19 protein-coding genes are annotated in these 26,774 nt (G+C 62.9%); 11 read left to right on the plus strand and 8 right to left on the minus strand.

The window, feature by feature from the left end:
* Positions 1-100 precede the first annotated feature (100 nt).
* On the plus strand, positions 101-1,882 hold the full coding sequence (locus tag VF716_RS20100) for a monovalent cation:proton antiporter-2 (CPA2) family protein (RefSeq protein ID WP_011913476.1): 1,782 nt from the start codon (positions 101-103) through the stop codon (positions 1,880-1,882).
* 220 nt (positions 1,883-2,102) lie between these two features.
* Entirely contained in the window at positions 2,103-3,071 is a 969-nt protein-coding gene (locus VF716_RS20105; RefSeq protein ID WP_011913474.1) for an LLM class oxidoreductase, read from the plus strand.
* Between the two features lie 227 nt (positions 3,072-3,298).
* On the opposite strand, the gene tcyN is transcribed toward VF716_RS20105, so the two are convergent.
* From tcyN to VF716_RS20125, 4 genes are all read right to left on the minus strand, one after another.
* Positions 3,299-4,057 (minus strand): L-cystine ABC transporter ATP-binding protein TcyN, encoded by a 759-nt coding sequence (tcyN, locus tag VF716_RS20110; protein WP_011913472.1) that lies wholly within the window; start codon positions 4,055-4,057, stop codon positions 3,299-3,301.
* Positions 4,057-4,725 carry a cystine ABC transporter permease gene (gene tcyL / locus VF716_RS20115; RefSeq protein WP_011913471.1) on the minus strand — a complete coding sequence of 223 codons (669 nt, stop codon included), beginning with the start codon at positions 4,723-4,725 and terminating at the stop codon, positions 4,057-4,059. The genes tcyN and tcyL overlap by 1 nt, the downstream gene beginning before the upstream one ends.
* Complete coding sequence (gene tcyJ / locus VF716_RS20120) at positions 4,722-5,516, minus strand: cystine ABC transporter substrate-binding protein (RefSeq protein WP_011913470.1); 795 nt, start codon at positions 5,514-5,516, stop codon at positions 4,722-4,724. The genes tcyL and tcyJ overlap by 4 nt, the downstream gene beginning before the upstream one ends.
* A 104-nt stretch (positions 5,517-5,620) precedes the next feature.
* On the minus strand, positions 5,621-6,625 hold the full coding sequence (locus tag VF716_RS20125; RefSeq protein ID WP_020308830.1) for a D-cysteine desulfhydrase: 1,005 nt from the start codon (positions 6,623-6,625) through the stop codon (positions 5,621-5,623).
* Between the two features lie 103 nt (positions 6,626-6,728).
* On the opposite strand from VF716_RS20125, the gene VF716_RS20130 reads away from it, so the two are divergent.
* Positions 6,729-7,013, plus strand: a complete 285-nt coding sequence (locus VF716_RS20130; RefSeq protein WP_230624821.1) for a DUF5710 domain-containing protein — start codon at positions 6,729-6,731, stop codon at positions 7,011-7,013.
* Between the two features lie 140 nt (positions 7,014-7,153).
* Here VF716_RS20130 and VF716_RS20135 read toward each other — a convergent pair whose 3' ends face one another.
* The 4 genes from VF716_RS20135 to imuA form a co-directional block, all read right to left on the minus strand.
* Positions 7,154-8,581, minus strand: coding sequence for a hypothetical protein (locus VF716_RS20135; protein WP_011913468.1), 1,428 nt, complete (start codon positions 8,579-8,581; stop codon positions 7,154-7,156).
* 317 nt (positions 8,582-8,898) lie between these two features.
* Positions 8,899-11,979: an error-prone DNA polymerase gene (locus tag VF716_RS20140; protein WP_041755525.1), complete on the minus strand. Its 3,081-nt coding sequence runs from the start codon at positions 11,977-11,979 to the stop codon at positions 8,899-8,901.
* Entirely contained in the window at positions 11,976-13,388 is a 1,413-nt protein-coding gene (locus VF716_RS20145) for a Y-family DNA polymerase (RefSeq protein ID WP_011913466.1), read from the minus strand. The genes VF716_RS20140 and VF716_RS20145 overlap by 4 nt, the downstream gene beginning before the upstream one ends.
* Before the next feature lie 8 nt (positions 13,389-13,396).
* On the minus strand, positions 13,397-14,014 hold the full coding sequence (gene imuA / locus VF716_RS20150; RefSeq protein WP_019406884.1) for a translesion DNA synthesis-associated protein ImuA: 618 nt from the start codon (positions 14,012-14,014) through the stop codon (positions 13,397-13,399).
* A gap of 327 nt (positions 14,015-14,341) precedes the next feature.
* Between imuA and mtnA the strand changes: the two genes are divergently transcribed.
* The 8 genes from mtnA to rpsA all read left to right on the plus strand — a co-directional run bounded on the left by mtnA (position 14,342) and on the right by rpsA (position 26,729).
* Positions 14,342-15,418, plus strand: a complete 1,077-nt coding sequence (gene mtnA / locus VF716_RS20155) for an S-methyl-5-thioribose-1-phosphate isomerase (protein WP_041755524.1) — start codon at positions 14,342-14,344, stop codon at positions 15,416-15,418.
* Between the two features lie 211 nt (positions 15,419-15,629).
* On the plus strand, positions 15,630-18,437 hold the full coding sequence (gene gyrA / locus VF716_RS20160) for a DNA gyrase subunit A (protein ID WP_019406882.1): 2,808 nt from the start codon (positions 15,630-15,632) through the stop codon (positions 18,435-18,437).
* A 119-nt stretch (positions 18,438-18,556) separates the two neighbouring features.
* The gene (gene serC, locus VF716_RS20165) at positions 18,557-19,642 is read left to right on the plus strand and encodes a 3-phosphoserine/phosphohydroxythreonine transaminase (protein ID WP_053527215.1); all 1,086 of its coding nucleotides are present in this window, start codon (positions 18,557-18,559) and stop codon (positions 19,640-19,642) included.
* Entirely contained in the window at positions 19,642-20,739 is a 1,098-nt protein-coding gene (gene pheA, locus VF716_RS20170; protein ID WP_011913461.1) for a prephenate dehydratase, read from the plus strand. Before serC ends, pheA begins: the two co-directional genes overlap by 1 nt.
* A gap of 81 nt (positions 20,740-20,820) precedes the next feature.
* A complete protein-coding gene (gene hisC / locus VF716_RS20175; RefSeq protein ID WP_045158578.1) occupies positions 20,821-21,930 on the plus strand; it encodes a histidinol-phosphate transaminase in 1,110 nt (369 codons plus the stop codon).
* Between the two features lie 11 nt (positions 21,931-21,941).
* Positions 21,942-24,170 (plus strand): bifunctional prephenate dehydrogenase/3-phosphoshikimate 1-carboxyvinyltransferase, encoded by a 2,229-nt coding sequence (locus VF716_RS20180; RefSeq protein ID WP_095461330.1) that lies wholly within the window; start codon positions 21,942-21,944, stop codon positions 24,168-24,170.
* Positions 24,167-24,856 carry a (d)CMP kinase gene (cmk, locus tag VF716_RS20185; protein ID WP_011913458.1) on the plus strand — a complete coding sequence of 230 codons (690 nt, stop codon included), beginning with the start codon at positions 24,167-24,169 and terminating at the stop codon, positions 24,854-24,856. Before VF716_RS20180 ends, cmk begins: the two co-directional genes overlap by 4 nt.
* A 190-nt stretch (positions 24,857-25,046) precedes the next feature.
* A complete protein-coding gene (gene rpsA, locus VF716_RS20190; RefSeq protein WP_013982964.1) occupies positions 25,047-26,729 on the plus strand; it encodes a 30S ribosomal protein S1 in 1,683 nt (560 codons plus the stop codon).
* Positions 26,730-26,774: the final 45 nt, after the last annotated feature.

Here is a 26,774-nt window from a genome sequence, read left to right on the forward strand (position 1 = left end):
GTATGGCGCACGTGCCATCCGGTCGGGTGAAGCACCCGAAATCGAGGGTGTACGAACGTTTACCTGTAACCGCTCCTGATATGGGCTGAGGGTCAAGGCTATGGCCGCTGAAGGCAACGCAGGACAATTATTGAGTGTCATTACGTTGCTTGCCGCCGCCGTGGTGGCAGTGCCGCTGCTCAAACGCATCGGGTTCGGCTCGGTGCTGGGTTACCTGGCGGCGGGGATGATGATCGGTCCCTTCGGACTGCAACTGATCCATGACCCCCACACCATCATTCAGGTGGGCGAGTTGGGTGTGGTGATGTTTCTTTTTGTGATTGGACTGGAGCTGAAACCCTCGCATCTATGGGAATTGCGCGGTCAGATCTTTGGGCTGGGCAGCCTGCAGGTGGTGGTCTGTGCTTTTCTGCTCACCTTCGTCGGCATGGCCTTTGGTTTCCCCTGGCAGGTGTCGTTTGTGTGCGCGGCCGGTTTTGTACTCACATCCACGGCCTTGGTTATGCAAGTCCTCTCGGAGCGCGGTGACATAACCGAGCCGAGGGGGCAGCGCATCGTGTCCATCTTGCTGTTTGAAGACTTGTTGATCGTGCCGTTACTGGCGGTGGTGGCTTTTCTGGCGCCCACTGAAGTGGTGCATGAACCCACTTCACCTCTTTGGCAGCGCATAGGTATCGCCGCCCTGTCCTTGGGCGCGCTGGCTGCCATCGGATTGTGGCTGCTCAATCCCTTGTTTCGGGTATTGGCTCAAGCCAAAGCGCGCGAGGTGATGACCGCCGCCGCGCTACTGGTGGTGCTGGGCGCAGCGCTGCTGATGGAAATCGGCGGGCTTTCAATGGCGATGGGCGCGTTCGTTGCCGGCGTGCTGCTGTCGGAATCCACCTTTCGCCACCAGTTGGAGGCCGACATAGAGCCGTTTCGCGGTCTGCTGCTGGGGCTGTTTTTTCTTGGCGTCGGCATGGCGTTGGATCTGCAAGTGGTGGCCACGAACTGGATGCTCATCACCTCTGGTCTGCTGGCGCTGATGCTGGTCAAGGCGCTGTGTATTTATGGAGTCGCGCGCCTCGCGAAGAGCTCCCATGGCGATGCGCTGGATCGCGCCGTGCTTATGGCGCAGGGTGGCGAATTTGCTTTTGTGCTGTTTGCCGAGGCGCTCAAGCTCAGGGTCATAAGCCCCGAAGTCAACGCCAATATGACGGCTATCGTGGTGCTCTCCATGGCCATTACGCCGGTGACCTTATTGCTGTACAAACGGTTTGCGCGCGCGCAAACCGTTTCGATGGACGGCGTGGAGCCCGCACATAATCTGCAAGGCAATGTACTCATCATCGGTTTTGGCCGCGTGGGTCAGATTGCCTGCCAGGCACCGCTCGCTCAGGGAGCGAAACTTTCCATTATCGAAATAGATCCGGAGGTGATCCGTGCCGTGGAGCCCTATGGTTTCAAGGCCTATTACGGTGATGGTGCCCGCCATGAAATATTGCATGCTGCCGGCGCCCATAACGCCCGCACCATCATCGTTTGTGTAAATGACAAAAAAGCCGCGACACGCATCGTCGAAAGTACGCGGCACTACTGCCCGCAGGTGAAATTGCTGGTACGTGCCTTTGACCGCGAGCATGCGCTCGAGCTGGTCAAGCATGACGCCGATTACATAGTGCGGGAAACCTTTGAGTCGGCCCTGCTGCTCGGACGTCAGGCCGTGCTGACGCTGGGGGCGTCTGAGCACGAAGCCGACGCGGTGACCGATGAAGTGCGCATGCGCGATGCCGAGCGTTTTGCTCTGGAAACAGCGGGTGGTCTGTTTGCCGGGCGAGCGCTGGTGCTGGGAAACATCGAGCGTATCGAACCGCCGAACCAAGAAGCGCGGGCCCCCCAGTGAGCATTCATTCGGGATCGTATGGGGCTGTCGCCCTCGACCGTCTCGCCCTGTATCGCTGCCTTGCAGCAGGGGCAACGGGTGACCTCGCAACGCATCGTCCCTGGACCACTACAAACGCCCTGCGCGAAGTTCCAAGTGGCCTTGATAACGCTGATTTGATATCCGCTCGCAAGGATTTCGCTCAGCTCCTCAACATCTTTTGAAATAGGTAGGAGGGCGCATGTTCACTCCGAATTCCATTCCCTATCAGCAACAACCTGGCTTTCAGCGCACATACCGCCAAGGCCGCCTGACCCTGGGTCTTTTCTTCCCCCTCGAAGCCTTTTCCGGTGATACGCCGAGCATGCTCGACCAGGCGAGACTGGCCCAACGTGCCGACAAGCTGGGTTTTTCTGCTCTCTGGTTTCGCGACGTGCCGCTACGTGACCCCAGTTTCGGCGATTCGGGTCAGGTCTTCGATCCTTGGGTCTACCTGGGTTTCATGGCCGCACACACACGCACGATTGCGCTGGGTACCGCCTCGATCATCCTGCCAATCCGCAATCCCCTGCATACCGCCAAGGCTGCAACCAGTGTCGATCAGCTCAGCGGTGGCCGCCTGTTACTCGGTGTGGCTTCTGGTGACCGGCCGGTGGAGTTCCCCGCATTCGGTGTCGACCCGGAGCAACGCGACAGCCTGTTCCGCGAATACCTCGCAGTATTTCGCGAGGTTCAGCGCAGCAGTTTCGTGCCTTTGACTTGGTCCGGAGGGGCGCTTGAGGGCGCGGATCTGATTCCCAAGCCGACCACGGCGGAAATTCCTTTCTTTGTCACCGGCCATAGCCGCCAGACGCTGGAATGGATCGCCCGCTACAGTCATGGCTGGATCAGTTATCCGCGCGCACCGAAGACTCAGCAACTGATTGTCGAGAGCTGGCGCGCTGCGGTTCGTACCGAATGCGGTGAGCTGTTCAAACCCTTCACCCAGTCGCTATACATCGACCTGACGGATAGCCCGCAGACACCACCTCGCCCGATCCACCTGGGCTATCAACTAGGGCGATATCACCTGATCTCGTTGCTGGAAAGTTTGCAGGAGATCGGGGTTAACCATGTGATCGTCAATCTGAAATACGGCCAGCGCCCCGCGAGCGAGGTTATCGAAGAGCTCGGCCAGTTCGTTCTACCGAACTTCGTCCTGTCAACATGAGCGACAAGATCTGGCGAGCTACACAATTCGCTTCAGCTTTTTCTCATGCGCAAAATCGGCATTGCTACGATCGAGGCGGCGTTGAAGGGAAAAGGGCATTCCAGCCGAGTCGCGCCGATGGCTCAGCGGAGTACCCGGAAAGATGATCCCAGACGAGAGATGGCAGAAGATGAACCAGACCGGGCAAGCCGATCGCAAAGCGGCGAAGGCACTGGCAATCGGGCGATCTAGTTCACGTGGTTGCCGCCAATAAACTTGCTCAAAAACTGTCGCGTGCGTTCGTGCTGCGGTGCACTGAGCAGCTGCCTGGCGTCACCCTTTTCGACGATCACCCCGCCGTCGATGAAGATCGCCCTGTCGGCCACGTCGCGGGCAAAGCTCATCTCATGAGTGACGATGACCATGGTGCGCCTTTCCTCGGCCAGACCGCGGATGGTGGTAAGCACCTCGCCGACCAGTTCCGGATCCAGCGCCGAGGTCGGCTCGTCGAACAGGATCACGTCGGGCTGCATCGCGAGCGCGCGGGCAATCGCCACGCGCTGTTGCTGACCGCCGGAGAGGCGCCTGGGATACGCATCTTCCTTGCCCTCCAGCCCGACCTTGGCCAGCAGTGCCCGGCCGCGCTCGATGGCCTCGCCGCGAGGTTCCTTCTTCACCTGCACCGGGCCTTCGATGACGTTCTCGAGGGCGGTCCGATGGGGGAACAGGTTGAAGTTCTGGAACACGAAGCCGACGTGCTGGCGCAGCTCGCGGATCAGCCCCTGCTGTGCCTTGAGCGGCCGGTCTGCGTCGATGTGGATCTCACCCACGCCGATCTGCCCGCCGCTGGGTTGCTCCAGCAGGTTGAGGCAGCGCAGCAGGGTGGTCTTGCCCGAACCGCTGGGGCCGATGATCGCCAGCACCTCGCCGGGGGCGATGTCCAGGTCGATGCCCTTGAGCACCTCCTGGCCATTGAAGGATTTTCTCAGGTTGCGCACGGTGATCATCAGGCGTCCTGCTCGTGGCGGTTGACCCTGTGTTCCAGGCGTCCCTGGAAGTACGCCAGCACGCTGGCCAGCAACCAGTAGATGAGCGCAGCGGCCAGGTACATGGTGAAGATCTCGAACGTGCGCGCGGTGATCAGCTGCGCCTGGCGGAACAGCTCCGGCACCTGGATGGTGGCAGCCAAGGCGGTGTCCTTGACCAGCGAGATGAAGCTGTTGCCCAGCGGGGGCAGGGCGGTGCGTGCGGCCTGCGGCAGGATGGCCCGGTACAGGGTCTGCGCGCGGCCCATGCCGATGCTGGCTGCCGCCTCCCACTGGCCACGGTCGATGGAGGCGATGGCGGCGCGCAGAATCTCCGCAGTGTAGGCCGCCATGTTCAGCGAGAAACCGATCAGCGCCGCCGGCAGCGGGTCGAGCTGGATGCCCAGTTGCGGCAGGCCGTAATAGATCATGAACAGCTGCACCAGCAGCGGCGTGCCGCGGAAGAACGAGACATAGACCCTCGCCAGCCACTGCAGCGGCCAGAACGCGTACAGCCGCAGCAGCGCCAGACCGAAGCCCAGCAGCAGGCCGAAGAACATCCCACTCAGGCTCAGCACCACGGTCCACCACGCGCCCTTGAGCAGGAAGGGCAGGGAGTCCAGGACCAGCTGCAGGCTGCCCTCGATCATTGCGTGACGTCAGCCCCGAACCACTTCTCCGATAGCTCTTTGAGCGTGCCGTCGGCGCGCAGCTTGGCTATGGCTTCGTTAATGGCGGCGAGCAGCTGCGGGTTGCCCTTGCGCAGGGCAACGCCGGACTCCTGGCGGGAGAAGGCTTCACCGGCCACCGCCAGGCGATTGCCGGTTTTCTCGACCATCTCGAAGGCGGCCAGTCGGTCGACTAGGATCACGTCGATGCGGCCGACGGCGAGGTCCTGGAACTTGGTCGGGTCATCGTCATAGGTGCGGATATCGGCCTGAGGCACGTTCTCCTTCAGCCACTGCTCGTAGTTGGTGCCAAGGCCAACCCCGACCTTCTTGCCGGCGAGGTCGGTCGGAAGCTTGATGCTGTCCGCATCGGCTTTGCGGGTGAGGGCCTGGATGCCGGAGACGGTGTAGGGCGTGGAGAAGTCGTATTTCTGCTTGCGCTCCTCGGAAATGGTCACCTGGTTGATCACGACGTCCAGGCGCTTGGATTCCAGGGCGGCGAGGATGCCGTCCCACTTGGTCGGCTGGAACTCGGCCTTGACCCCCAACTCCTCTGCCAGCGCATTGGCGAAGTCCACCTCGAAACCGGTCAGCTCACCGCTTTCGTCTTGGTAGTTGAAGGGTGGGTAGGTGCCTTCGAGGCCGACCTCGAGGGTGCCGTTGGACTTGATCTCATCCAATAGATCGGCCGCGAATGCCGGCATGAACAGGCTTCCGAGCAGCAGGCTCAGACTGCCGAGCAGGAAATGGCGACGCAGGATCGCAAACGTCATGGCAGGCCTCCAGGGGAACGGAAAGGTCACACAACTCTAACGACGGACATTTATTCGAGAAAATAATTAGAAAGCATCAGAATCAACGCTAAAGGAATATGGCGTTATGCACCCAGTGCCCATGGATAATAGGCGAACAATGCCGGGGCACCACCGGTGTGCAGAAACAGCAGCGGGCCCGTTCCGGGGAAGGCGCCCCGGGCCAGCCCGTTGAGCAGGCCGGCGAAGGCCTTACCGGTATAAACCGGATCGAGCAGCACGCCTTCCTGTTCGGCCAGCAGGCGGATCGCGGCCAGAGTGGCGGCATTCGGTTCACCGTAGCGCGGGGCGAAATACTGGTCCCACAGTTCGACCTGCAATCCCGCTGGAACCTGGACGCCGAGCAGCTCGGCGGTGCGCTGCAGCAGCCCCTCGACCTTGGGCCGCTGTGTCGCCTGTGGCCGCGATACCGTGACCCCGACCACCCGGCTGCTCGGCCGGGCATGCGCCAGCGCCAGCGCCAGGCCGCTGTGGGTTCCGGCGCTGCCGGACGCGAGGGCCACGGCGGCAAAATCCTCGCCCGCGCCATGCATCTGCTCGGCCAGCTCCAGGCCGGCGCGTACATAGCCCAACGCACCAAGCGCATTGGAGCCACCGATGGGCACCACGTAGGGTCTGCGCCCAGCGCTGCGCAGACGCTCGGCCGACGCCTGCAGCAACTCATCGGCGTTATCCAGGTTGGCGACCGCTTCGACCTCGCTGCCGAACAGGTCGAGCAGCAGGCGGTTGCCATTGCCCAGGTAGTTGTCCTCGTTCGTGCCCAGCGGATTCTCCAGCAGCGCCAGGCAGCCAAGACCCTGTCTGGCCGCCAGGGCTGCGGTCTGGCGCACATGGTTGGATTGGATGGCACCGGCGGTTACCAGCACATCGGCGCCCAGAGCCAGGGCGTCGGCACCGAGGTATTCGAGCTTGCGCGCCTTGTTGCCACCGAGGGCCAGCGGGGTGAGGTCGTCGCGCTTGATCCAGATATCACGACCCAGGTGACGCGACAGCCGCGGCAAGTGTTCCAGGGGCGTGGGGGTGGTGATCAATTCAAGGCGCGGGAAGCGGGCGAGGGCGTCGGTGAGCATCGGGCAAGCTTCTGAACAGGGACGAATCATTACTGTAGAAGGCAATCTGAAGGTGCAGCAAGGCGATATGGGCGCAGTGCTGACAGGCCGCGCATCGCCACGCATGTCAGCCGGCTTCACAGGCCTCGGTGCAGCCTTGTTATTCTTCGGTCGCTACACCAGAGCCCGGCGAAGCCAGGGCAGACTCACCCGTCTCAGGAAAACCCGTGTGGCTCGCGTTGACTTGAAGGTTCCGTTTGCGGAGAAGGACGAGGCTAAAGCGCTTGGGGCCCGCTGGGGTCCACAGGCAAAAGTCTGGTACGTGCCCGAGGGCAACGAAACGGCGCCAACCTTGAGACAGCCTCTGTCCGAAGCGGTGCACGGTGATGGTGCGCTATGGGCTTGTTGACCGATTAGTTAAGAAATCGGCGACTGGTCGCCCGGGTTCAGGGGCGCACCTCATATTGCTGCTTTGATGCGGAGACTACGGAGCCTGTCCCATCGCCGTTTGCGTTGCTCACTGGCGGGCTCAGTGGGGCGGCAATGGGTTCATCCCCGTCGCCACAGGCGGCTCAGTCGATGCCAGGCGGAGTGTTGTAGCTCTGGTGGTTCAGGCCAGTGGGCCTTCTTGCTTTCGCATTGCACGATGCCGTTGGTGCCAAGCCTCAGGCGCCACCGCTGGGCCGATGGAAAGTGCTCGCCCGGATTGGTGTGCAGCAGCAGCAAGTTGTAGTCGTGCTGCTTCTCGATGGGGTGGGCCTGGACTGAACCTTTGTTGTCGTCGCTAGCGGAGTCATCGCCTTCTGTCTGGGCGAACAGCTTGTTGTGGCTCGCCTGGATCATTGCGCAAAGCTGTTCGCAATCCAGCGTGAGTCGCTCCCGAATCTCGTCGTGCTCCAGTGCTGCCTTGTCCAGGGTCATCAGCACGCGATAGCAGATGATTTGCCGCTCCTCGTTGGTCGCCCACTTGCCCGAGTGTTCTCGAACTAACGGTGGCAGATCGGGCAGCTTGCGATAGTCGAGCCAGACCCGTTGCTGCGCGAGCACCTTGCGGGTGTAGGGCATCAGCAAGCGAATCTTCCAGCGCGGCTTGCCTTTGCGCAGTCTGCGGGTGATGGCCGTGATCATGTCGTCGCGCAGCAGATCGCGAACGGCATAGACCAGCGCGATCACCAGCAGAAGGGTGAGCGAGAGTTTCTCGCTGGCGCCGCGCGCGTTGAACAGGAAGTACGTGAAGAACGACATGATCAGCATCGTCGACATCGCCTTGACCAGCTTGTGGGTGCCGGCCCCCAGCTCCGTGACCTTCGAGCGCAACATCACCGGATACTCCAGCAGCCGGTGATACAGCGCCATGCGGTTCCATATCCGTGTCGGGGTTCCGTGGAAGTCGCTCAGGTACTCGCGCTCCTTGCGGTATCTACGTTCCTGGCGCAGGAATTCCGCCACCGATTGCTTGAGCTCTTCATCGATGGCCGCGTAGCCCTCTAGGGTCATGCTTTCCAGCAGGAATTGCTCGGCATGCCATGAGAAATAGATGTCCATCTGACGGAAGTAGCGCTGCTGATTGCTCTGCTTCGGGTTGGATTTGCGCAAACGTTGCGCAAAGTTCTGACTAAGCCGCAGGGCACGCGCTATGGGCTCTGCCACAGCCCCGGACGTGAGCATCTGCTGGCGCAGCCGCTCCATTGAAGCCTGATACTGGAAGAACCAGGAGCCATACATGATTTCGTAGTGCGGAGAGAGCAGTACGAAGGATTGATCGGCCTTGCTGATGCGGTCCTTCGATGGCATGCCCAGCAGCCCGAAACTGTGCGTCAGGGTAGTAAAGAAAAACTGCTCTTCCGACAGGGTCCATGCCGACAGGTTGCTTTCGTGCGGAGTGAACAGATACAGCTCGATCTTGTGCCGTCCAGGCTGCTTCAGCGTGCGGGTCAGCTGCAGACGGAAATCACCTTTGCGCTTGAGTGAAAACACGGAACCCCCAATGACCGTGGAACGCCGCCAGCTTACCAAGCTTCCGCTGGGAGGTACGCCAAGTGGCGGGCGGGCACGGCGCTGACCGGCTATCGGCTTGTAAGTGATTATTTAGAAATGGGCGGATGGCGGTCGCCCGGATTCAAGGCAGGCTCCACACGCTCATATATAAAAGCCGGCAGCGCTGTTGGGAGCGCCGCTAGCCGCCGCTGCTTTGTTGACGTTCACCACGGCGGGTCTTCATTCGAGGCATCGGAGAAGTAATGCCTTGTTCCCGCCATGCGCCTCCTCTCCGGCTTGCTGACGGGGCCGCTCGATCACTGAAAATCGCGGCTACGCACATCGAGCCCTGTGAGCAGGGGCGTGAGGTCGCTCAGGCGGCCGGCGATGAGATGTCGTACGCCGCTGGCCGACTCCAGATGGCCATCCACACGAAGCAGTTGAGACTGGAGCAAGGGTCGCCTCTGGCGCTCGGCCAGGTCGCGCCAGACCACCACATTGACCATGCCGAACTCGTCCTCCAGGGTGACGAAGATGACACCGCTGGCGGTCTGTGGGCGTTGTCGGCCGATCACCAGGCCGGCAACGCTGACCGGGCGGCCATGCTCGATCGTGCCCAGTTCCCGAGAACTGCGGCAGCGCCGGGCCTTGAGCTCATCTCGTAGCAGGAGCAAAGGATGCGGCCCCAGCGTCGTGCCAAGGGTCGCGTAGTCGTTGAAAAGGTCTTCACCCACCGAAGGCAATGGCAGGTTGATGGAGGTTTCCTCCGGTGCGGGCAGGCTGGCGAACAGCGGTAGCTGTGGTTCGATTCCGGCAACGGCCCAGCGCGCTCGATGGCGATGGCCGGCCAGGCCGCGGAGGGCGCCGGCATCGGCGAGCTGCTCGCGCGCACGCGGTTCGAGCTCGGCGCGAAGGCACAGGTCATGGATATCTGTGAATGGCTGGCGTTGGCGTGCGGCTTCGATGCGCTGGGCATCGGCTTCCCGAAAGCCGCGCACCATGCGTAGCCCCAGGCGGATGGCCGGCTGTGCCTGGCGGCTTGGCTCGAGGCTGCAATCCCAGCCGCTGTGGCGAACGTCCACCGGGCGGATTTCCAGCCGGTGGCGACGGGCGTCCTGGAGAATCTGGTCAGGGTTGTAGAAGCCCATCGGCCAGCTGTTGATCAGGGCGCAGGCAAATGCAGCCGGCTCGTGGCGTTTCAGCCAGCAGCTGGCATAGGTGAGCAGGGCAAAACTCGCCGCGTGTGATTCGGGAAAACCGTAGCTGCCGAACCCTTTGATCTGCTCGAAGATCCGCGCGATGAAATCGGGCTGGTAGCCTTTGGCGAGCATTCGCTCGGTCAGTCGCACGCGGTGGGGTTCCAGGCTGCCGTGACGCTTCCAGGCGGCCATGGCACGGCGCAGCTTGTCGGCCTCGTCTGGAGTGTATTCGGCCGCCACGATCGCCAGTTCCATCACCTGTTCCTGAAAAAGGGGCACGCCAAGGGTGCGCTCGAACACCGGTTTCAGTTCTTCGGACGGGTAATCCACCTCTTCTTCCTTGTTACGTCGGCGCAGGTAGGGATGCACCATGTCGCCCTGGATCGGTCCGGGGCGGACGATGGCGACCTGGATGACCAGGTCGTAGAAGGTCTTCGGGCGCAGGCGTGGCAGCATGGCCATCTGTGCGCGTGATTCGATCTGGAACACGCCGATCGTATCGGCCCGACTGATCATCTCGTAGGTGGGCTTGTCCTCTGCGGGCAGCGTGGCGATGGTCCAGCGCGTGCCGCGATAGTGTTCGATCAGGTCGAAACAGCGACGTATCGCGCTGAGCATGCCCAGTGCCAGCACGTCGACCTTGAGCAGACCGACCGCATCGAGGTCGTCCTTGTCCCACTGGATCACCGTGCGGTCGGCCATGCTGGCATTCTCGATCGGCACCAGGGTGTCGAGCGGCTGTTCGGAGATCACGAAGCCGCCAGGGTGCTGGGACAGGTGACGGGGAAAGCCGATAAGCGCATCGGTCAGCACCAGGACCCGGCGCAGAATCGGATTGTCCGGGTCGAAGCCGGCCTCGCGCAGTCGCGAGTCGTCGGGTATGTGCTCACTCCAGCGTCCACAGCAGCCGGCCAGGGCGTTGATCTGGTCCGGCGGCAGGCCCAGCGCCTTGGCGACATCCCGCAGGGCGCCGGTGGCGCGGTAGCTGCTGGCGACGGCGGTGAGGGCGGCGCGATTACGCCCGTAGCGCTGAAAGACGTACTGGATGACCTCCTCGCGGCGGTCGTGCTCGAAATCCACGTCGATATCGGGTGGCTCGTTGCGCTCGCGGGAGAGGAAACGCTCGAACAACAGTTTGCTGCGCACCGGGTCGAGTTCGGTGATGCCCAGTACGAAGCAGACGCTCGAGTTGGCCGCCGAGCCCCGACCCTGGCAGAGAATGCCCCGCTCGCGGGCGAAGCGAACGATGTCATGCACGGTCAGGAAATAGCTTTCGTAATGCAGGTCGGCGATCAGCTCCAGTTCATGTTCGATCTGCGCGCGGGCCTTTTCCGGGATGCCGTCCGGCCAGCGCCAGCGTGCGCCATCCTCGACCAGCTTGCGCAACCATGAGGTGGTGTCATGTCCAGGCGGGACCAGTTCGTGGGGGTAGTGATATTTCAGCTGATCGAGCTGGAAATGACAGCGCTGGCTGATGCGAAGGGTTTCGCTGAGCAGTGCGGCCGGATAGAGCTGGGCCAGCTCCTCGCGCGACCGCAGGTGGCGTTCGCCATTGGGAAAGAGGTGGCATCCGGCCTCGGCGACCGGCAGATGGTGGCGGATGGCGGTCATGCAGTCCTGCAATGCCCGTCGACCGCGGGCATGCATGTGCACGTCGCCACAGGCCACGGCGGGTATGCCCAGGCGTGAAGCCTGGGTCAGGGATTGCCGCAGCTGCAGCGCGTCGTCCGGCCCTCGATGCAGTTCGATGCCGAGCCACAGCCGCTCGCGAAAACGCTCGAGCAGCCATCGACCGTCGGTGTCGGCGCCGGCGTGACCGGGCAGCCAGATCGCCAGCAGTCCCTCTAGCGATCCCTCGCTCAGGTCTTCGCGCAGCGCCTGGTAACGACCTTTCTCGGCCCTTCGGCGGGCACGGGTGATCAGCTGGCACAAGGCCTGGTAGCCGGTCAGGTTCTCCACCAGCAAGACCAGTTTGGGCCCGCCCTCGATCTGCACCTCGCTGCCAATGATCAGCGGCAGACCGGTGTCCTTCGAGGCCTGCCAGGCGCGCACGATACCGGCCAGGCTGCATTCGTCGGTGATCGCCAGAGCGTCATAGCCCTGGCGCTTGGCGCGCTCGAAGAGTTCGCGCGCGCTGGATGCACCCCGCTGGAAGCTGAAGTTGGACAGGCAGTGCAGCTCGGCGTATTCGGCGTTCATGCGAACCAGCCGTGCAGCAGCAGCGGCCCGCCGGTAAGGGCGCGAAACGCCCAACCCTGTTGGCCGGTAGTGGTTTGCACCCGATAGTAGTCGCGCCGCGCGTCGGCACCATCCCACCAGCCGGACTCGATGCGCTCGGGGCCAGCCAGGGTGAGCAGACCCTCTTCGCGCAAGGGTTGCGGGGTGTTCAGCAGCCAGCCGGGGCGCAAACCTGCTTGGGGCAAGGGGTCGGTGTGGGCGAGGCTGCTTTCCCGCCAGGCGCATTCCGGGCGGTGGTCCGCTCGTGCGCTCAGCGAGACTACGGCATCGTCGCCCAGTCGGGCGCGGAGGCGTTCGCGCAGTTGCTCCCAGGGCACATTCTGCTGCGGGCGCTCGTCGAACAAGGCCTGATGGGCCGGCGTGAAGGCTGGCAGATCACGAGCCAGCAGACGCACGGCCAGGACGGGGGCCGGCAGTTGCAGGTGCTCGAGGCGGCCACGAGTCAGTTCGAACAGCATGGCGGGCTCGCGTTCGGTACTGAGCAGGCCGACCGGCACCTCGCTGTCGGGCAGGGTGCGATGTTCCAGGTACAGACTGAAACGCTGGACGCCGCTGTCCCGCCCGGCGAGAAAGGCGGCCAGGTCGGCGGTCAGTCTGCGCAATGGAAACAGCAGGGCCTGGTGGGACTCCACCTCGAAATTCAGTTCGATGCGGGTGTCGAAGACATCCGGTGGGCGGTAGAACTCCAGAGGTAGCGGCCGATGCCCGAGCAGGGTGTCGAGCTGGGCCAGCACTTCGGCCGGAAAGCGTCTGGCCAGGCTGTCGCGCGGCAAGGCGAGCAGTTGATGAAGATGGCGCAGGCCCATGCGTACCAGCGATGTGCTGACTTCGCGGGGCAGGCCGAGGCGCTCGATCGGTAGTACCCCGAGCACCTGATGCAGCGTGGCCGTATCGGTCACGGCCAGCCCGTCATGGGCATTGGCGAGGACGCGCGCGGCCGCCGGGTTGGGTGCCAGGGTGATGCGGTGGCGGAAGCCCAGGTCTGTGAGCTCCTCGCGCAGACGCTTCTCGAATCGTGGCCAGGGGCCGAACAGGCCGAGGCTGGAATGCACCTCCAGCAGCAGACAGCGCGGGTAGTGCAAGCTGACCTGGGCGCTGTAGCCGTAACCCCAGGCCGCCAGAAACTGCTGCCAGCGTTCGATCATCAGCGGGTCGTAATCGGCAGTGGCGAAGTCGTGGGTCAATGCCTGGGCTGCGACCAGCGATTGCCCTGGTTTGAGGCCGAGCTTGCGGGCGGCGGTGTTGACAGCCTGCAGCACGCGGCGCTGTGGCGGGCCGGCGAGCAGAACCAGTGGTGCGGCGGCATCGTCGCGGTGGCGCAGGATGCCGTCCATGGCCAGTTGCGGCAGTAGAATGCAGGCCCAGAGCATCGTCGCACCTATTGCCAGGCGCTGGCTGGTAGCGGCCGGGCCGGAGCCAGGCCGCCGCGGCACTTGATGACCCGTAGTTGCACCGGCTGTGCCTCGAGGGTCAGGCGCAATGCCGCAGGCGACGGATTTTCCGCTTCGCGCAGCGGACGATAGGCAAAGGCCAGGGTCTGGCCGGTTTCGGCGGCTATCTGCAGACGTCGCAGGGCGCGGTCGTCGGCCTGTCGCGGCCAGCACAGCACGGCGGCGCAACTGCCGGAGCGCAGGCACTGTTCGGCGCTCCACAAGGCATCGCGGTCCTTGGCCTGGACGATGACCAGATGGCGCAGATCCACTCCAGCCGCAAGCCAGGCCTGGGGGCAGGGACGATGGGGCGGGGCGACCAGCACGACACGTTCGCCTGCGCTGGTCAGCCTGGCGAGCGTCGGCCACAGCAGGCGTAGCTCGCCGATCCCCGGGGCTGCGAAAAGAATTTCGCTGAGTGCCGAATCCGGCCAGCCGCCAGCGGGCAAGAGCGCATCCAGCATGGCATGTCCGGTCGGTTGGGCCGCCGTAGGAGATGCAACGGACTGGCCACGCCAGATGCGGCGAGCATCCAGCAGGCGGTCAAGGGCGACCACGGAAGACATGAGTACGGCATCCAGATAACTGTATATAGATACAGTATTAGGCGGCTCATGCCTGGTCAAGTTGGCTCGGATGGACGAGCGTATCCGGTGGGTCTGCTGACAGATCGAGCGGCGCTGCCCGGGGAAAACAGCCAGAACCAGGCATCAATAGCCGTCGCTTGTACTTGGAAAATCAGTGCATTAGCATTCGCGCCCGGGATGCGAGGCCTCACTGTTCCCGGCCATATCGAGATAGAAAGCCCGGTTCGGTCGCGAGCCGGGCTTTTTCTTTGCTGTGCGGGGCGCATCATGGGTCCTGCTTCGACGAAGCTGAACGAGGGGAATGCCATGCGCGAGCGCCTGCTGGCCGCGGAAAAGGTGAAATCGATCGAGTGGCATGGCGATCGTCTGAGCCTGCTCGATCAGCGCAAGCTGCCGACCGAAGAGGTCTGGCACAGCTGCGATTCTGCCGCTGCGGTCGCTGACGCCATTCGCGACATGGTCGTGCGCGGCGCGCCTGCCATCGGCATCAGTGCGGCCTATGCGCTGGTCCTGGCTGCCCGTACGCGCATGGCGGCCGGTGGTGATTGGCGGCAGGCGCTGGAGGAAGATGTCGCGCTCCTTGCCGCATCGCGTCCCACGGCGGTCAATCTGTTCTGGGCGCTGAATCAGATGCGCGAACGCCTCGAACGCCTCAAGCCAGGCGAGGATCCTTGCGCGGCGCTGGAGGCCCAGGCCATCTCGATACATGAGAGCGATCGGGAGGCCAATCTGGCCATGGCGCAGTTCGGTGTCGACCTCATTCGTCGCCATCAGGGCAATCCGCAGAACTTGCTTACTCACTGCAACACCGGTGCCCTGGCGACCGGCGGTTTTGGCACCGCGCTCGGTGTCATCCGCGCGGCGCATCTCGATGGGCTGGTGGAGCGCGTCTACGTGGACGAAACCCGCCCCTGGCTGCAGGGTTCTCGCCTGACCGCCTGGGAGCTGCTGGGCGATGGCGTGCCGGCCACGTTGAACGTCGATTCGGCGGCCGCCCATCTGATGAAGTCGCGCGGTATTTCCTGGGTGATCGTCGGGGCGGATCGCATCACCGCCAACGGCGATGTGGCGAACAAGATCGGCACCTACCAGCTTGCGGTGCTGGCGATGCACCACGGCGTGCGTTTCATGGTGGTGGCGCCCAGTTCGACCATCGACATGGCTCTGGAAAGCGGTGACGAGATCCTCCTCGAGGAGCGTGCCGGCAGCGAGCTGCTGGAGGTCAATGGCCAGCGCTTTGCCGCCGAGATCGAAGTTTTCAATCCCGTGTTCGACGTGACGCCTGCCGATCTCATCGATGCCATCGTCACCGAGAAGGGGGTGGTCGAGCGCCCGAACGCCGCGAAGATGACCGAATTGATGAACCGCAAGCGGTTGCACTGAAATCGCTGCCGACCTTGCGCGCCATCTCGATGGCTGCGCATGTCCTTCGCTCGGCAAGCTCTGCGAGGCTCCTGCCTGAGGGGCTCCAGGTTATTCCGCAAGGCTCGCTGGCTCGGTTTTGCTGTGCGCAAGGCTCAGCTTATGGCCGCCGTCTGTGTTACCATCCCGCGCTTATCGCAGGACCCTGCTGACTATAAGGAACCAGGCTTCCATGGGCGAACTGGCCAAAGAAATCCTCCCGGTCAATATCGAAGACGAGCTCAAGCAGTCCTACCTTGATTACGCCATGAGCGTGATCATCGGCCGTGCGCTGCCGGACGCGCGCGATGGCCTGAAACCGGTGCACCGTCGCGTGCTCTACGCCATGAGCGAGCTGGGCAACGACTGGAACAAGCCGTACAAGAAATCCGCCCGTGTGGTCGGTGACGTGATCGGTAAGTACCACCCGCACGGCGACTCCGCGGTGTACGACACCATCGTGCGTATGGCGCAGCCGTTCTCGCTGCGCTACATGCTGGTCGACGGTCAAGGCAACTTCGGTTCGGTCGATGGCGACAGTGCCGCGGCAATGCGTTACACCGAAGTGCGCATGGCCAAGCTGGCGCACGAGCTGCTGGCCGACCTGGACAAGGAAACCGTCGACTGGGTGCCCAACTATGATGGCACCGAGCAGATTCCGGCAGTCATGCCGACCAAGATACCCAACCTGCTGGTCAACGGCTCCAGCGGTATCGCGGTCGGCATGGCCACCAACATTCCGCCGCACAACCTGGGCGAAGTCATCGATGGTTGCCTGGCGCTGATCGACAACGCCGATATCACCATCGATGAGCTGATGCAGTTCATTCCCGGCCCCGACTTCCCCACCGCGGGCATCATCAACGGTCGCGCCGGCATCATCGAGGCCTATCGCACCGGTCGTGGCCGCATTTATATCCGTGCGCGCGCCGATATCGAGGACATCGACAAGGTCGGCGGCCGTCAGCAGATCGTCATCACCGAGCTGCCGTATCAGCTGAACAAGGCGCGGCTGATCGAGAAGATCGCCGAGCTGGTGAAAGAGAAGAAGATCGAAGGCATCACCGAGCTGCGTGACGAGTCCGACAAGGACGGCATGCGTGTGGTCATCGAGCTGCGTCGTGGCGAGGTGCCGGAGGTGATCCTCAACAACCTCTATGCCCAGACCCAGCTGCAGAGCGTGTTCGGCATCAACGTGGTGGCGCTGGTCGATGGCCAGCCGCGCACGCTGAACCTCAAGGAACTGCTGGAAGCCTTCGTCCGTCACCGCCGCGAAGTCGTCACCCGGCGTACCGTGTACGAACTGCGCAAGGCGCGCGAGCGCGGGCACATCCTTGAAGGCCAGGCAGTTGCGCTGTCCAACATCGATCCGGTGATTGCCCTGATCAAGGCCTCGCCGACGCCGGCCGAAGCCAAGGATGCGCTGATCTCCACTGCCTGGGAGTCGAGCGCGGTCGAGGCGATGGTCGAGCGCGCCGGGGCAGACGCCTGCCGTCCGGAGAATCTGGACCCGCAGTATGGTCTGCGCGACGGCAAGTATTTCCTCTCGCCGGAGCAGGCCCAGGCGATCCTCGACCTGCGTCTGCACCGCCTGACCGGTCTCGAGCACGAGAAGCTGCTCGCCGAGTACCAGGAAATCCTCACCCAGATCGGTGAGCTGATCCGTATCCTGACCAATCCGGTGCGGCTGATGGAAGTCATCCGCGAGGAGCTGGAGGGCGTGAAGCGCGACTTCGGCGATGCGCGGCGCACCGAGATCCTCGAGTCTCGTCTGGATCTGACCCTGGCCGACCTGATCACCGAAGAAGAGCGCGTCGTCACCATCTCCCATGGTGGCTATGCCAAGTCCCAGCCGCTGGCCGCCTATCAGGCGCAGCGCCGCGGTGGCCGTGGCAAGGCCGCGACCGGGGTGAAGGAAGAGGACTACGTCGAGCATCTGCTGGTTGCCAACAGCCATACCACGCTGCTGCTGTTCTCCAGCAAGGGCAAGGTCTACTGGTTGAAGACCTACGAGATTCCCGAGGCCTCGCGCACCTCGCGTGGGCGTCCACTGGTCAACCTGTTACCGCTGGACGAGGGCGAGCGCATCACCGCCATGCTGCAGGTCGATCTCGAGGCCCTGCGCAAGCAGGCTGCCGAGGGTGACGAGGAACTGGATGACGCCGAAGGTCTGGTGATCGAGCATGACGACGTCGACGATGTCGAGGGCGACGACGACAGCGATGAGAAGGACGAACCCACCGGTGCCTACATCTTCATGGCGACGGCCAAGGGGACGGTCAAGAAGACACCGCTGGTGCAGTTCAGTCGGCCTCGTACTTCCGGTCTCATCGCACTGAAGCTGGAGGAGGGCGACACTCTGATCGCCGCTGCCGTGACCGATGGTGCCCAGGAAGTGATGATGTTCTCCGACGGCGGTAAGGTCATCCGCTTCAAGGAAAGCAAGGTTCGCATCATGGGCCGCAATGCCCGCGGTGTGCGTGGCATGCGTCTGCCGGAAGGGCAGCGGATCATCTCGATGCTGATTCCGGAGCCCGACGCGCAGATCCTCACCGCCTCGGTGCGCGGTTATGGCAAGCGCACGGCGATGGAAGAGTTCCCGCGCCGCGGTCGTGGTGGCCAGGGCGTCATCGCCATGGTGACCAACGAGCGCAACGGTCCGCTGGTCGGTGCCGTACAGGTGCTCGAGGGCGAGGAGATCATGCTGATCTCCGACCAAGGCACGCTCGTGCGGACCCGCGTCGACGAAGTCTCCTCGCTGGGTCGCAACACCCAGGGCGTCACGCTGATCAAGCTGAGCAAAGGCGAACACCTGGTCGGTCTGGAGCGGGTGCAGGAGCCGTCCGAGGAAGAGGTGCTGGAAGACATCGAGGCGCTGCTCGATGACGATGCCCTCGAGAAGGAAATGCCGGTCATCAGTACCGAGCCGAGCGAAGACGAATTGCTTGGCGGTGGCGGCGATGTGTCGCCGGACGTGGTGCCGACCGACGACGAAGACTGATTGGCGATAACGCCATCCGATAGAAAGCAGCACACCGGGCAGACGGTAGCGAGGCGGTCGGTAAAGAAACCGGCCGCCGAGCCCGGGATTCAATATCGAGCAAGAGCGAGAGAACAGCAGTGAGCAAACGCGCCTTTAACTTCTGTGCCGGTCCGGCTGCGCTTCCCGAAGCCGTCCTTCAGCGCGCCCAGGCGGAGCTTCTCGACTGGCATGGCAAGGGCCTGTCGGTCATGGAAATGAGCCATCGCAGCGACGATTACACTGCCATCGCCGAAAAGGCGGAGCAGGATCTGCGCGATCTGCTGGCGATTCCGTCGAACTACAAGGTGCTGTTCCTGCAGGGCGGGGCCAGCCAGCAGTTCGCCGAGATTCCGCTGAACCTGCTGCCCGAGGGTGGCGTGGCCGACTATGTCGATACCGGCATCTGGTCGCGCAAGGCGATCGAGGAGGCCCGTCGTTTCGGGCACGTGAACGTCGCGGCGACTGCCAAGCCTTACGAATACTTCGCGATTCCCGGACAGAACGACTGGCAGCTGAGCGATGGCGCGGCCTATTTGCACTACGCCAGCAACGAGACCATCGGCGGCCTGCAGTTCGATTGGGTGCCGGAGCTGGGCGATACCCCACTGGTCGTTGACATGTCGTCGGACATCCTTTCGCGGCCGATCGACGTGTCGAAGTTCGGCCTGATCTATGCCGGGGCGCAGAAGAACATCGGCCCGTCCGGGCTGGTGGTGGTCATCGTCCGTGAGGACCTGCTCGGCCACGCACGCTCCGTCTGCCCGACCATGCTCGATTACAAGATCGCCGCCGACAATGGCTCGATGTACAACACCCCGGCGACCTTCTCCTGGTATCTCTCGGGGCTGGTTTTCGAGTGGCTGAAGGAGCAGGGCGGCGTCGAGGCGATGGAAAAGCGCAATCGCGCGAAGAAGGACATGCTCTACGGCGCCATCGATGCCAGCGATTTCTACACCAACCCGATCGCCGTCAACGCGCGCTCGTGGATGAACGTGCCGTTCCGCCTGGCCGATGAGCGCCTGGACAAGGCCTTCCTGGCTGGTGCCGACGCGCGTGGCCTGCTGAACCTGAAAGGTCATCGCTCCGTGGGCGGCATGCGCGCCTCGATCTACAACGCTGTCGGTCTGGATGCGGTCGAGGCGCTGGTGGCCTACATGGCCGAGTTCGAGAAGGAGCACGGCTGATGAGCGACGCCGATCAGCTGAAGGCGCTGCGGGTTCGAATCGACAGTCTCGACGAGCGTATTCTCGAGCTGATCAGCGAGCGCGCCCGCTGTGCCCAGGAAGTGGCTCGGGTCAAGACCGCTGCGCTGGCCGAGGGCGAGTCGGCGGTGTTCTACCGCCCGGAACGCGAAGCCTGGGTGCTCAAACACATCATGGAACTCAATCGTGGGCCGCTCGACAATGAAGAGATGGCCCGACTGTTCCGCGAGATCATGTCCTCCTGCCTGGCGCTCGAGCAGCCGCTGCGCGTGGCCTATCTGGGGCCGGAAGGGACGTTCTCTCAGGCCGCCGCGCTCAAGCATTTCGGCCATGCGGTGATCAGCACCCCGATGGCGGCGATCGATGAGGTGTTCCGCGAAGTGGTCGCCGGTGCGGTGAACTTCGGCGTGGTGCCGGTGGAGAACTCCACCGAAGGCGCGGTCAACCACACGCTGGACAGCTTCCTCGAGCACGACATCGTTATCTGTGGCGAGGTGGAGCTGCGCATCCACCATCATCTGCTGGTGGGCGAAACCACCAAGACCGATCGCATTACGCGCATCTACTCCCATGCCCAATCGCTGGCGCAGTGTCGCAAGTGGCTCGATGCGCATTATCCGAACGTCGAGCGGGTGGCGGTTTCCAGCAATGCGGATGCGGCCAAGCGGGTCAAGAGCGAGTGGAACTCGGCCGCCATTGCCGGCGACATGGCGGCCCAGCTGTACGGCCTGACCAAGCTGGCGGAGAAGATCGAAGATCGCCCGGACAACTCCACCCGCTTCCTCATCATCGGTAACCAGGAAGTGCCGCCGACCGGCGACGATAAGACGTCGATCATTGTCTCGATGCGCAACAAGCCGGGTGCGCTGCACGAGCTGCTGGTGCCGTTCCACACCAATGGCATCGACCTTACCCGGATCGAGACGCGGCCGTCGCGCAGCGGCAAGTGGACCTATGTGTTCTTCATCGACTTCCTCGGCCACCACCAGGATCCGCTGATCAAGGACGTGCTGGAGAAGATTGGCCAGGAAGCCGTGGCGCTGAAGGTGCTGGGTTCCTACCCCAAGGCAGTACTTTAATTGCGGCTCCGGGCTTCAGGAGCAGGTGGCAGGCGACAGGCTTGTGCCTGCCGCCTGAGCCTGCAGCCTGAGGCCTAACCAATGAGTTGTGATTTCCTTGCCCTGGCGCAGCCGGGCGTGCAGAAGCTGTCGCCTTACGTACCAGGCAAGCCGGTCGATGAGCTGGCGCGCGAGTTGAAGCTGGACCCCGCCGGAATCGTCAAGCTGGCCAGCAATGAGAACCCTCTGGGGCCCAGCCCGAAGGCGCTGGCAGCGATCCAGGCCGAGCTTTCCGAGTTGACCCGCTACCCCGACGGTAACGGCTTCGTGCTCAAGCAGCGCCTTGCCCAGCGTTATTCGGTGGGTGTCCACCAGGTCACGCTAGGCAATGGTTCCAACGACATCCTCGAGCTGGTCGCCCGTGCCTATCTGGCACCGGGGCTCAACGCGGTGTTCAGCGAACACGCCTTCGCCGTCTATCCGATCGCGACCCAGGCCGTCGGCGCCGAGGGGCGTGCTGTCGCGGCGAAGAACTGGGGGCACGATCTCGACGCGATGGCCGATGCCATCGACGAGAACACCCGGGTCGTCTTTGTCGCCAACCCCAACAACCCCACCGGGACCTGGTTCGATGCCGCTGCGTTGGGTACTTTCCTCGCGCGCGTGCCAGCCCATGTACTGGTGGTGCTGGACGAGGCCTATATCGAGTACGCCGAAGGTCAGGAGCTGCCTGATGGGCTGGCCTACCTCGCCGACTATCCCAATCTGCTGGTTTCGCGCACCTTCTCCAAGGCCTATGGCCTGGCGGCCCTGCGCGTCGGCTACGCCATCAGCTCGCCGGTGATCGCCGACGTGTTGAACCGCGTTCGCCAGCCCTTCAATGTGAACAGCCTGGCGCTGGCCGCCGCCTGCGCGGCGCTGGATGACGTCGATTATCTGGCAGCCAGCCGCCGGGTGAACGACGCCGGGATGGCTCAGCTGGAGCGCGGCTTCCGCCAGTTGGGGTTGGAGTGGATTCCCTCGCGGGGCAATTTCATTGCGGTGGATTTTGCCCGCGATGCTGCACCGATCAATCAGGCACTCTTGCGCGAGGGTGTGATCGTGCGGCCGGTAGCCGGTTACGGAATGCCGACATTCCTGCGGGTTTCCATTGGTACCGAGCGTGAGAATGCACGCTTTCTGGACGTGCTGGCGCAGGTACTGCAGCAGTGAGCCCAGCCGCCGTGGAACAACGAGCCGCACCTGTCATCGATCGCCTGGTAGTGATCGGGCTCGGGTTGATTGGCGGTTCGTTTGCCAAGGGGCTGCGTGAGTCCGGCCTTAGCCGCGAGGTGGTCGGCTTCGATCTGGACGCCCGCTCGCGTGAACTGGCGGTCGAACTGGGCGTGGTGGATCGCTGTGCCGACACGCTGGCCGAAGCCTGCCGTGACGCCGACGTTATTCAGCTCGCCACACCCATCCTCGCCCTGGAACGACTGCTCGGCGAGCTGGCGAAGCTCGACCTGGGCTCCGCCGTGATCACCGATGTCGGCAGCGCCAAGGGCAATGTGGTGCGCTGCGCGCGTAACGTGTTCGGCGAGATGCCGTCGCGTTTCGTTCCCGGCCATCCCATCGCCGGATCGGAGCTCAGTGGTGTCACGGCGGCCAAGAGCACGCTGTTCCGCCGCCACAAGGTCATACTGACTCCGCTGAAGAACACCGATCCGCAGGCGCTTGCGCTGGTGACCCGGCTTTGGGCGGCGCTCGGTGCCGATGTCGAGCACATGGACGTGGCGCACCACGACGAGGTGCTGGCCGCCACTAGTCACCTGCCGCACCTGTTGGCCTTCGGTCTGGTTGATTCGCTCGCCAAGCGCCATGAGAATCTCGAGATCTTCCGTTACGCGGCGGGTGGGTTTCGTGATTTCACCCGTATTGCCGGTAGCGACCCGGTGATGTGGCACGACATCTTCCTCGCCAATCGCGAGGCCGTGCTGCATACCCTGGATGATTTTCGTGCCGACCTCGACGCCCTGCGCGCCGCGGTCGATGAAGGAGACGGGCACAGGTTGTTGGGCGTGTTCACGCGCGCCCGGGCTGCCCGGGAACATTTCAGCAAAATACTGGCTCGCCGAGCCTATGTGGACGTTATGCATTCCAATGACCTCGTTTTCCTCGCCAACCCTGGCGGCAGCCTGACCGGCCATCTGCGTGTCCCAGGCGACAAATCCATTTCGCATCGTTCGATCATGCTGGGTTCCCTGGCGGAAGGGACCACCGAAGTTGAGGGTTTTCTCGAAGGTGAAGACGCCCTCGCCACGATTCAGGCGTTCCGTGACATGGGTGTGGTCATCGAAGGCCCGCAGCAGGGGCGGGTGACCGTCCATGGCGTTGGCCTGCATGGTCTGAAGCCGCCGCCTGGCCCGATCTATCTGGGTAACTCCGGCACCTCCATGCGCCTGTTGTCCGGCTTGCTCGCGGCGCAGCCGTTCGATACCACCCTTACCGGCGATGCCTCGCTGTCCAAGCGCCCGATGAATCGCGTCGCCAAGCCGCTGCGCGAGATGGGCGCGGTCATCGAGACGGCTGCCGAAGGTCGTCCGCCGCTGACCATTCGTGGCGGCCAGCGTCTGTCCGGTATGCACTACGACATGCCGATGGCCAGCGCACAGGTCAAATCCTGTCTGCTGCTGGCCGGGCTGTATGCCGCCGACCAGACCTCCATCACCGAGCCTGCACCGACTCGTGATCACACCGAGCGGATGCTGCGCGGTTTCGGCTACCCGGTAACGGTCGAAGGACGCACCGCGATCGTCGAGCCGGGGCACAAGCTGCGTGGCACCCATATCGAGGTGCCGGCGGATATCTCCTCGGCGGCCTTCTTCATGGTCGCGGCCAGCATTGCGCCGGGCTCGGAGATCGTGCTCGAGCATGTAGGGGTCAACCCGACTCGTACCGGTGTGATCGACATCCTCAAGCTGATGGGCGGCGATATCACTCTGGAGAACCTTCGCGAGGTGGGCGGCGAGCCTGTCGCCGATATCCGCGTGCGTGGTGCGCAGCTCAAGGGTATCGACATTCCCGAAGACCTGGTGCCGCTGGCCATCGACGAGTTTCCTGTGCTCTTCGTTGCCGCGGCATGCGCCCAGGGTCGCACCACCTTGCGCGGTGCCGAGGAGCTGCGCGTCAAGGAGTCGGATCGTATCCAGGTCATGGCCGACGGGCTGCAGACGCTGGGTATCAAGGCGGAACCGACACCCGACGGCATCGTCATCGAGGGTGGCATGATCGGTTCCGGTGAAGTCTGGGCCCACGGTGATCATCGTATCGCCATGTCGTTCAGCGTCGCTGCGCTGCGCGCCAGCGGTCCGATCCGCATCCACGATTGCGCGAACGTGGCGACCTCGTTCCCCAATTTCCTGGACCTGGCTCAGCGGGCCGGGATGCAGGTTCAGGCGGAGGGCGCCTCATGATCAAGCCTGTACCAGTCATCACCATCGACGGGCCTAGCGGCTCGGGCAAGGGAACCGTTGCTGCGCTGCTCGCGGGCAAGCTCGGCTGGAATTTTCTCGACTCCGGCGCCCTGTACCGTCTGCTGGCATTCGCTGCGCGTAATCACGGCGTCGATCTGACCAACGAGGAAGCCCTGAAGGTACTTGCCGAGCATCTGGATGTGCAATTCGGCGCTGCCCGCGATGGGCATGGCATGGTCATCATTCTGGAAGGCGAGGACGTCACCGAGGCCATTCGCAACGAGACCGTCGGTGCGGGTGCTTCCCAGGTCGCGGCGTTGCCGGTGGTTCGGACCGCGCTGTTGCAACGGCAGAAGGCCTTTCGCGAGGCCCCCGGCCTGGTTGCCGACGGGCGCGACATGGGAACCGTCGTGTTCCCCGATGCGCCGCTGAAGATCTTCCTCACTGCAAGTGCGGAAGAACGTGCGCGCAGACGCTACTTGCAGTTGAAGGCGCGTGGTGATGATGTTAATCTCGCGAGTCTTCTTGAGGAGATTCGGGAGCGCGACGAGCGCGATACCCAGCGTGCGGTGGCACCGTTGAAGCCGGCAGAAGATGCCATTCAGCTCGATTCCACTACACTTTCCATCGAAGAAGTGCTGCAAAGGATTCTGAGCGAAGTCGCCGATCGCGACTTGGCTGGATGATCGGAACGCCGAAAGGCGGCCAAACGGACTTCGAGGTCAGCGCAGCCGGTAGGCGCGCCTCGAGCCGTTAACAAGGAGGCATGTGGGAGACCAGATCCAGTCCCGCAGGCCTTTTTTTATATGAATGAACCCACATTGTCTGGAATGTGGAGATTGGGCGGATTCTCGCCCGAAAACAGCAGGAATCAACATGAGCGAAAGCTTCGCAGAACTTTTTGAAGAAAGCCTTAAATCCCTCGACATGCAGCCGGGCGCCATCATCACCGGCATCGTGGTCGACATCGACGGTGACTGGGTCACCGTACATGCCGGCCTCAAGTCCGAGGGCGTCATCCCGGTCGAGCAGTTCTACAACGAGCAGGGCGAGCTGACCATCAAGGTGGGTGACGAGGTCCACGTTGCTCTGGACGCGGTTGAAGATGGCTTTGGCGAAACCAAGCTGTCCCGTGAAAAAGCCAAGCGCGCGGAATCCTGGATTGTTCTGGAAGCGGCTTTCGCTGCAGAAGAAGTGGTCAAGGGCGTCATCAACGGCAAGGTCAAAGGTGGCTTCACCGTCGACGTCAACGGCATTCGTGCGTTCCTGCCGGGTTCGCTGGTCGATGTCCGCCCTGTGCGCGACACTACCCACCTGGAAGGCAAAGAGCTCGAGTTCAAGGTCATCAAGCTCGACCAGAAGCGCAACAACGTTGTCGTTTCCCGCCGCAGCGTGCTGGAAGCCGAGAACAGCGCCGAGCGCGAAGCTCTGCTGGAATCCCTGCAGGAAGGCCAGCAGGTCAAGGGTATCGTCAAGAACCTCACCGACTACGGTGCGTTCGTTGACCTGGGCGGCGTCGATGGTCTGCTGCACATCACCGACATGGCCTGGAAGCGCATCAAGCATCCGTCCGAGATCGTCAACGTTGGCGACGAGATCGATGTCAAGGTGCTGAAGTTCGACCGCGAGCGCAACCGCGTATCGCTGGGCCTGAAGCAGCTGGGCGAAGACCCATGGGTTGCCATCAAGGCGCGTTACCCGGAAGGCACCCGCGTCATGGCCCGCGTCACCAACCTGACCGACTACGGCTGCTTCGCCGAGCTGGAAGAAGGTGTCGAAGGTCTGGTGCACGTCTCCGAAATGGACTGGACCAACAAGAACATCCACCCGTCGAAGGTCGTACAGGTCGGCGACGAAGTGGAAGTCATGGTTCTGGACATCGACGAAGAGCGTCGTCGCATCTCCCTGGGCATCAAGCAGTGCAAGTCCAACCCGTGGGAAGACTTCTCTGGCCAGTTCAACAAGGGCGACCGCATCTCCGGCACCATCAAGTCGATCACCGATTTCGGTATCTTCATCGGTCTGGACGGCGGCATCGACGGTCTGGTTCACCTGTCCGACATCTCCTGGAACGAGCCGGGTGAAGAAGCCGTTCGCCGCTTCAAGAAGGGCGACGAGCTGGATACCGTTATCCTGTCGGTCGATCCGGAGCGTGAGCGTATCTCCCTGGGCATCAAGCAGCTGGAAGACGATCCGTTCTCCAACTACGCCGCCGTCAATGACAAGGGCAGCATCGTTCGCGGTACCGTGAAAGAAGTTGACGCCAAAGGCGCCATCATCGATCTGGGCAACGATATCGAAGCGACCCTGAAGGCGTCCGAAATCAGCCGTGACCGCGTTGAAGATGCGCGCAACGTGCTGAAGGAAGGCGACGAAGTCGAAGCCAAGATCATCAGCATCGACCGCAAGTCCCGCGTGATCAGCCTGTCCATCAAGTCCAAAGACGTCGAAGACGAGAAGGATGCGATGAAAGAGCTGCGCACCAAGCAGGAAGTTGAAAGCACCGGCCCGACCACCATTGGTGATCTGATCCGTGCTCAGATGGAAAACCAGAACTAAGTTCGGTTCTTCATGAAAAAGGGCGACTTCGGTCGCCCTTTTTTG

Source organism: Stutzerimonas sp. Brlt_14, assembly GCF_051948915.1.
Taxonomy (GTDB): domain Bacteria; phylum Pseudomonadota; class Gammaproteobacteria; order Pseudomonadales; family Pseudomonadaceae; genus Stutzerimonas; species Stutzerimonas stutzeri.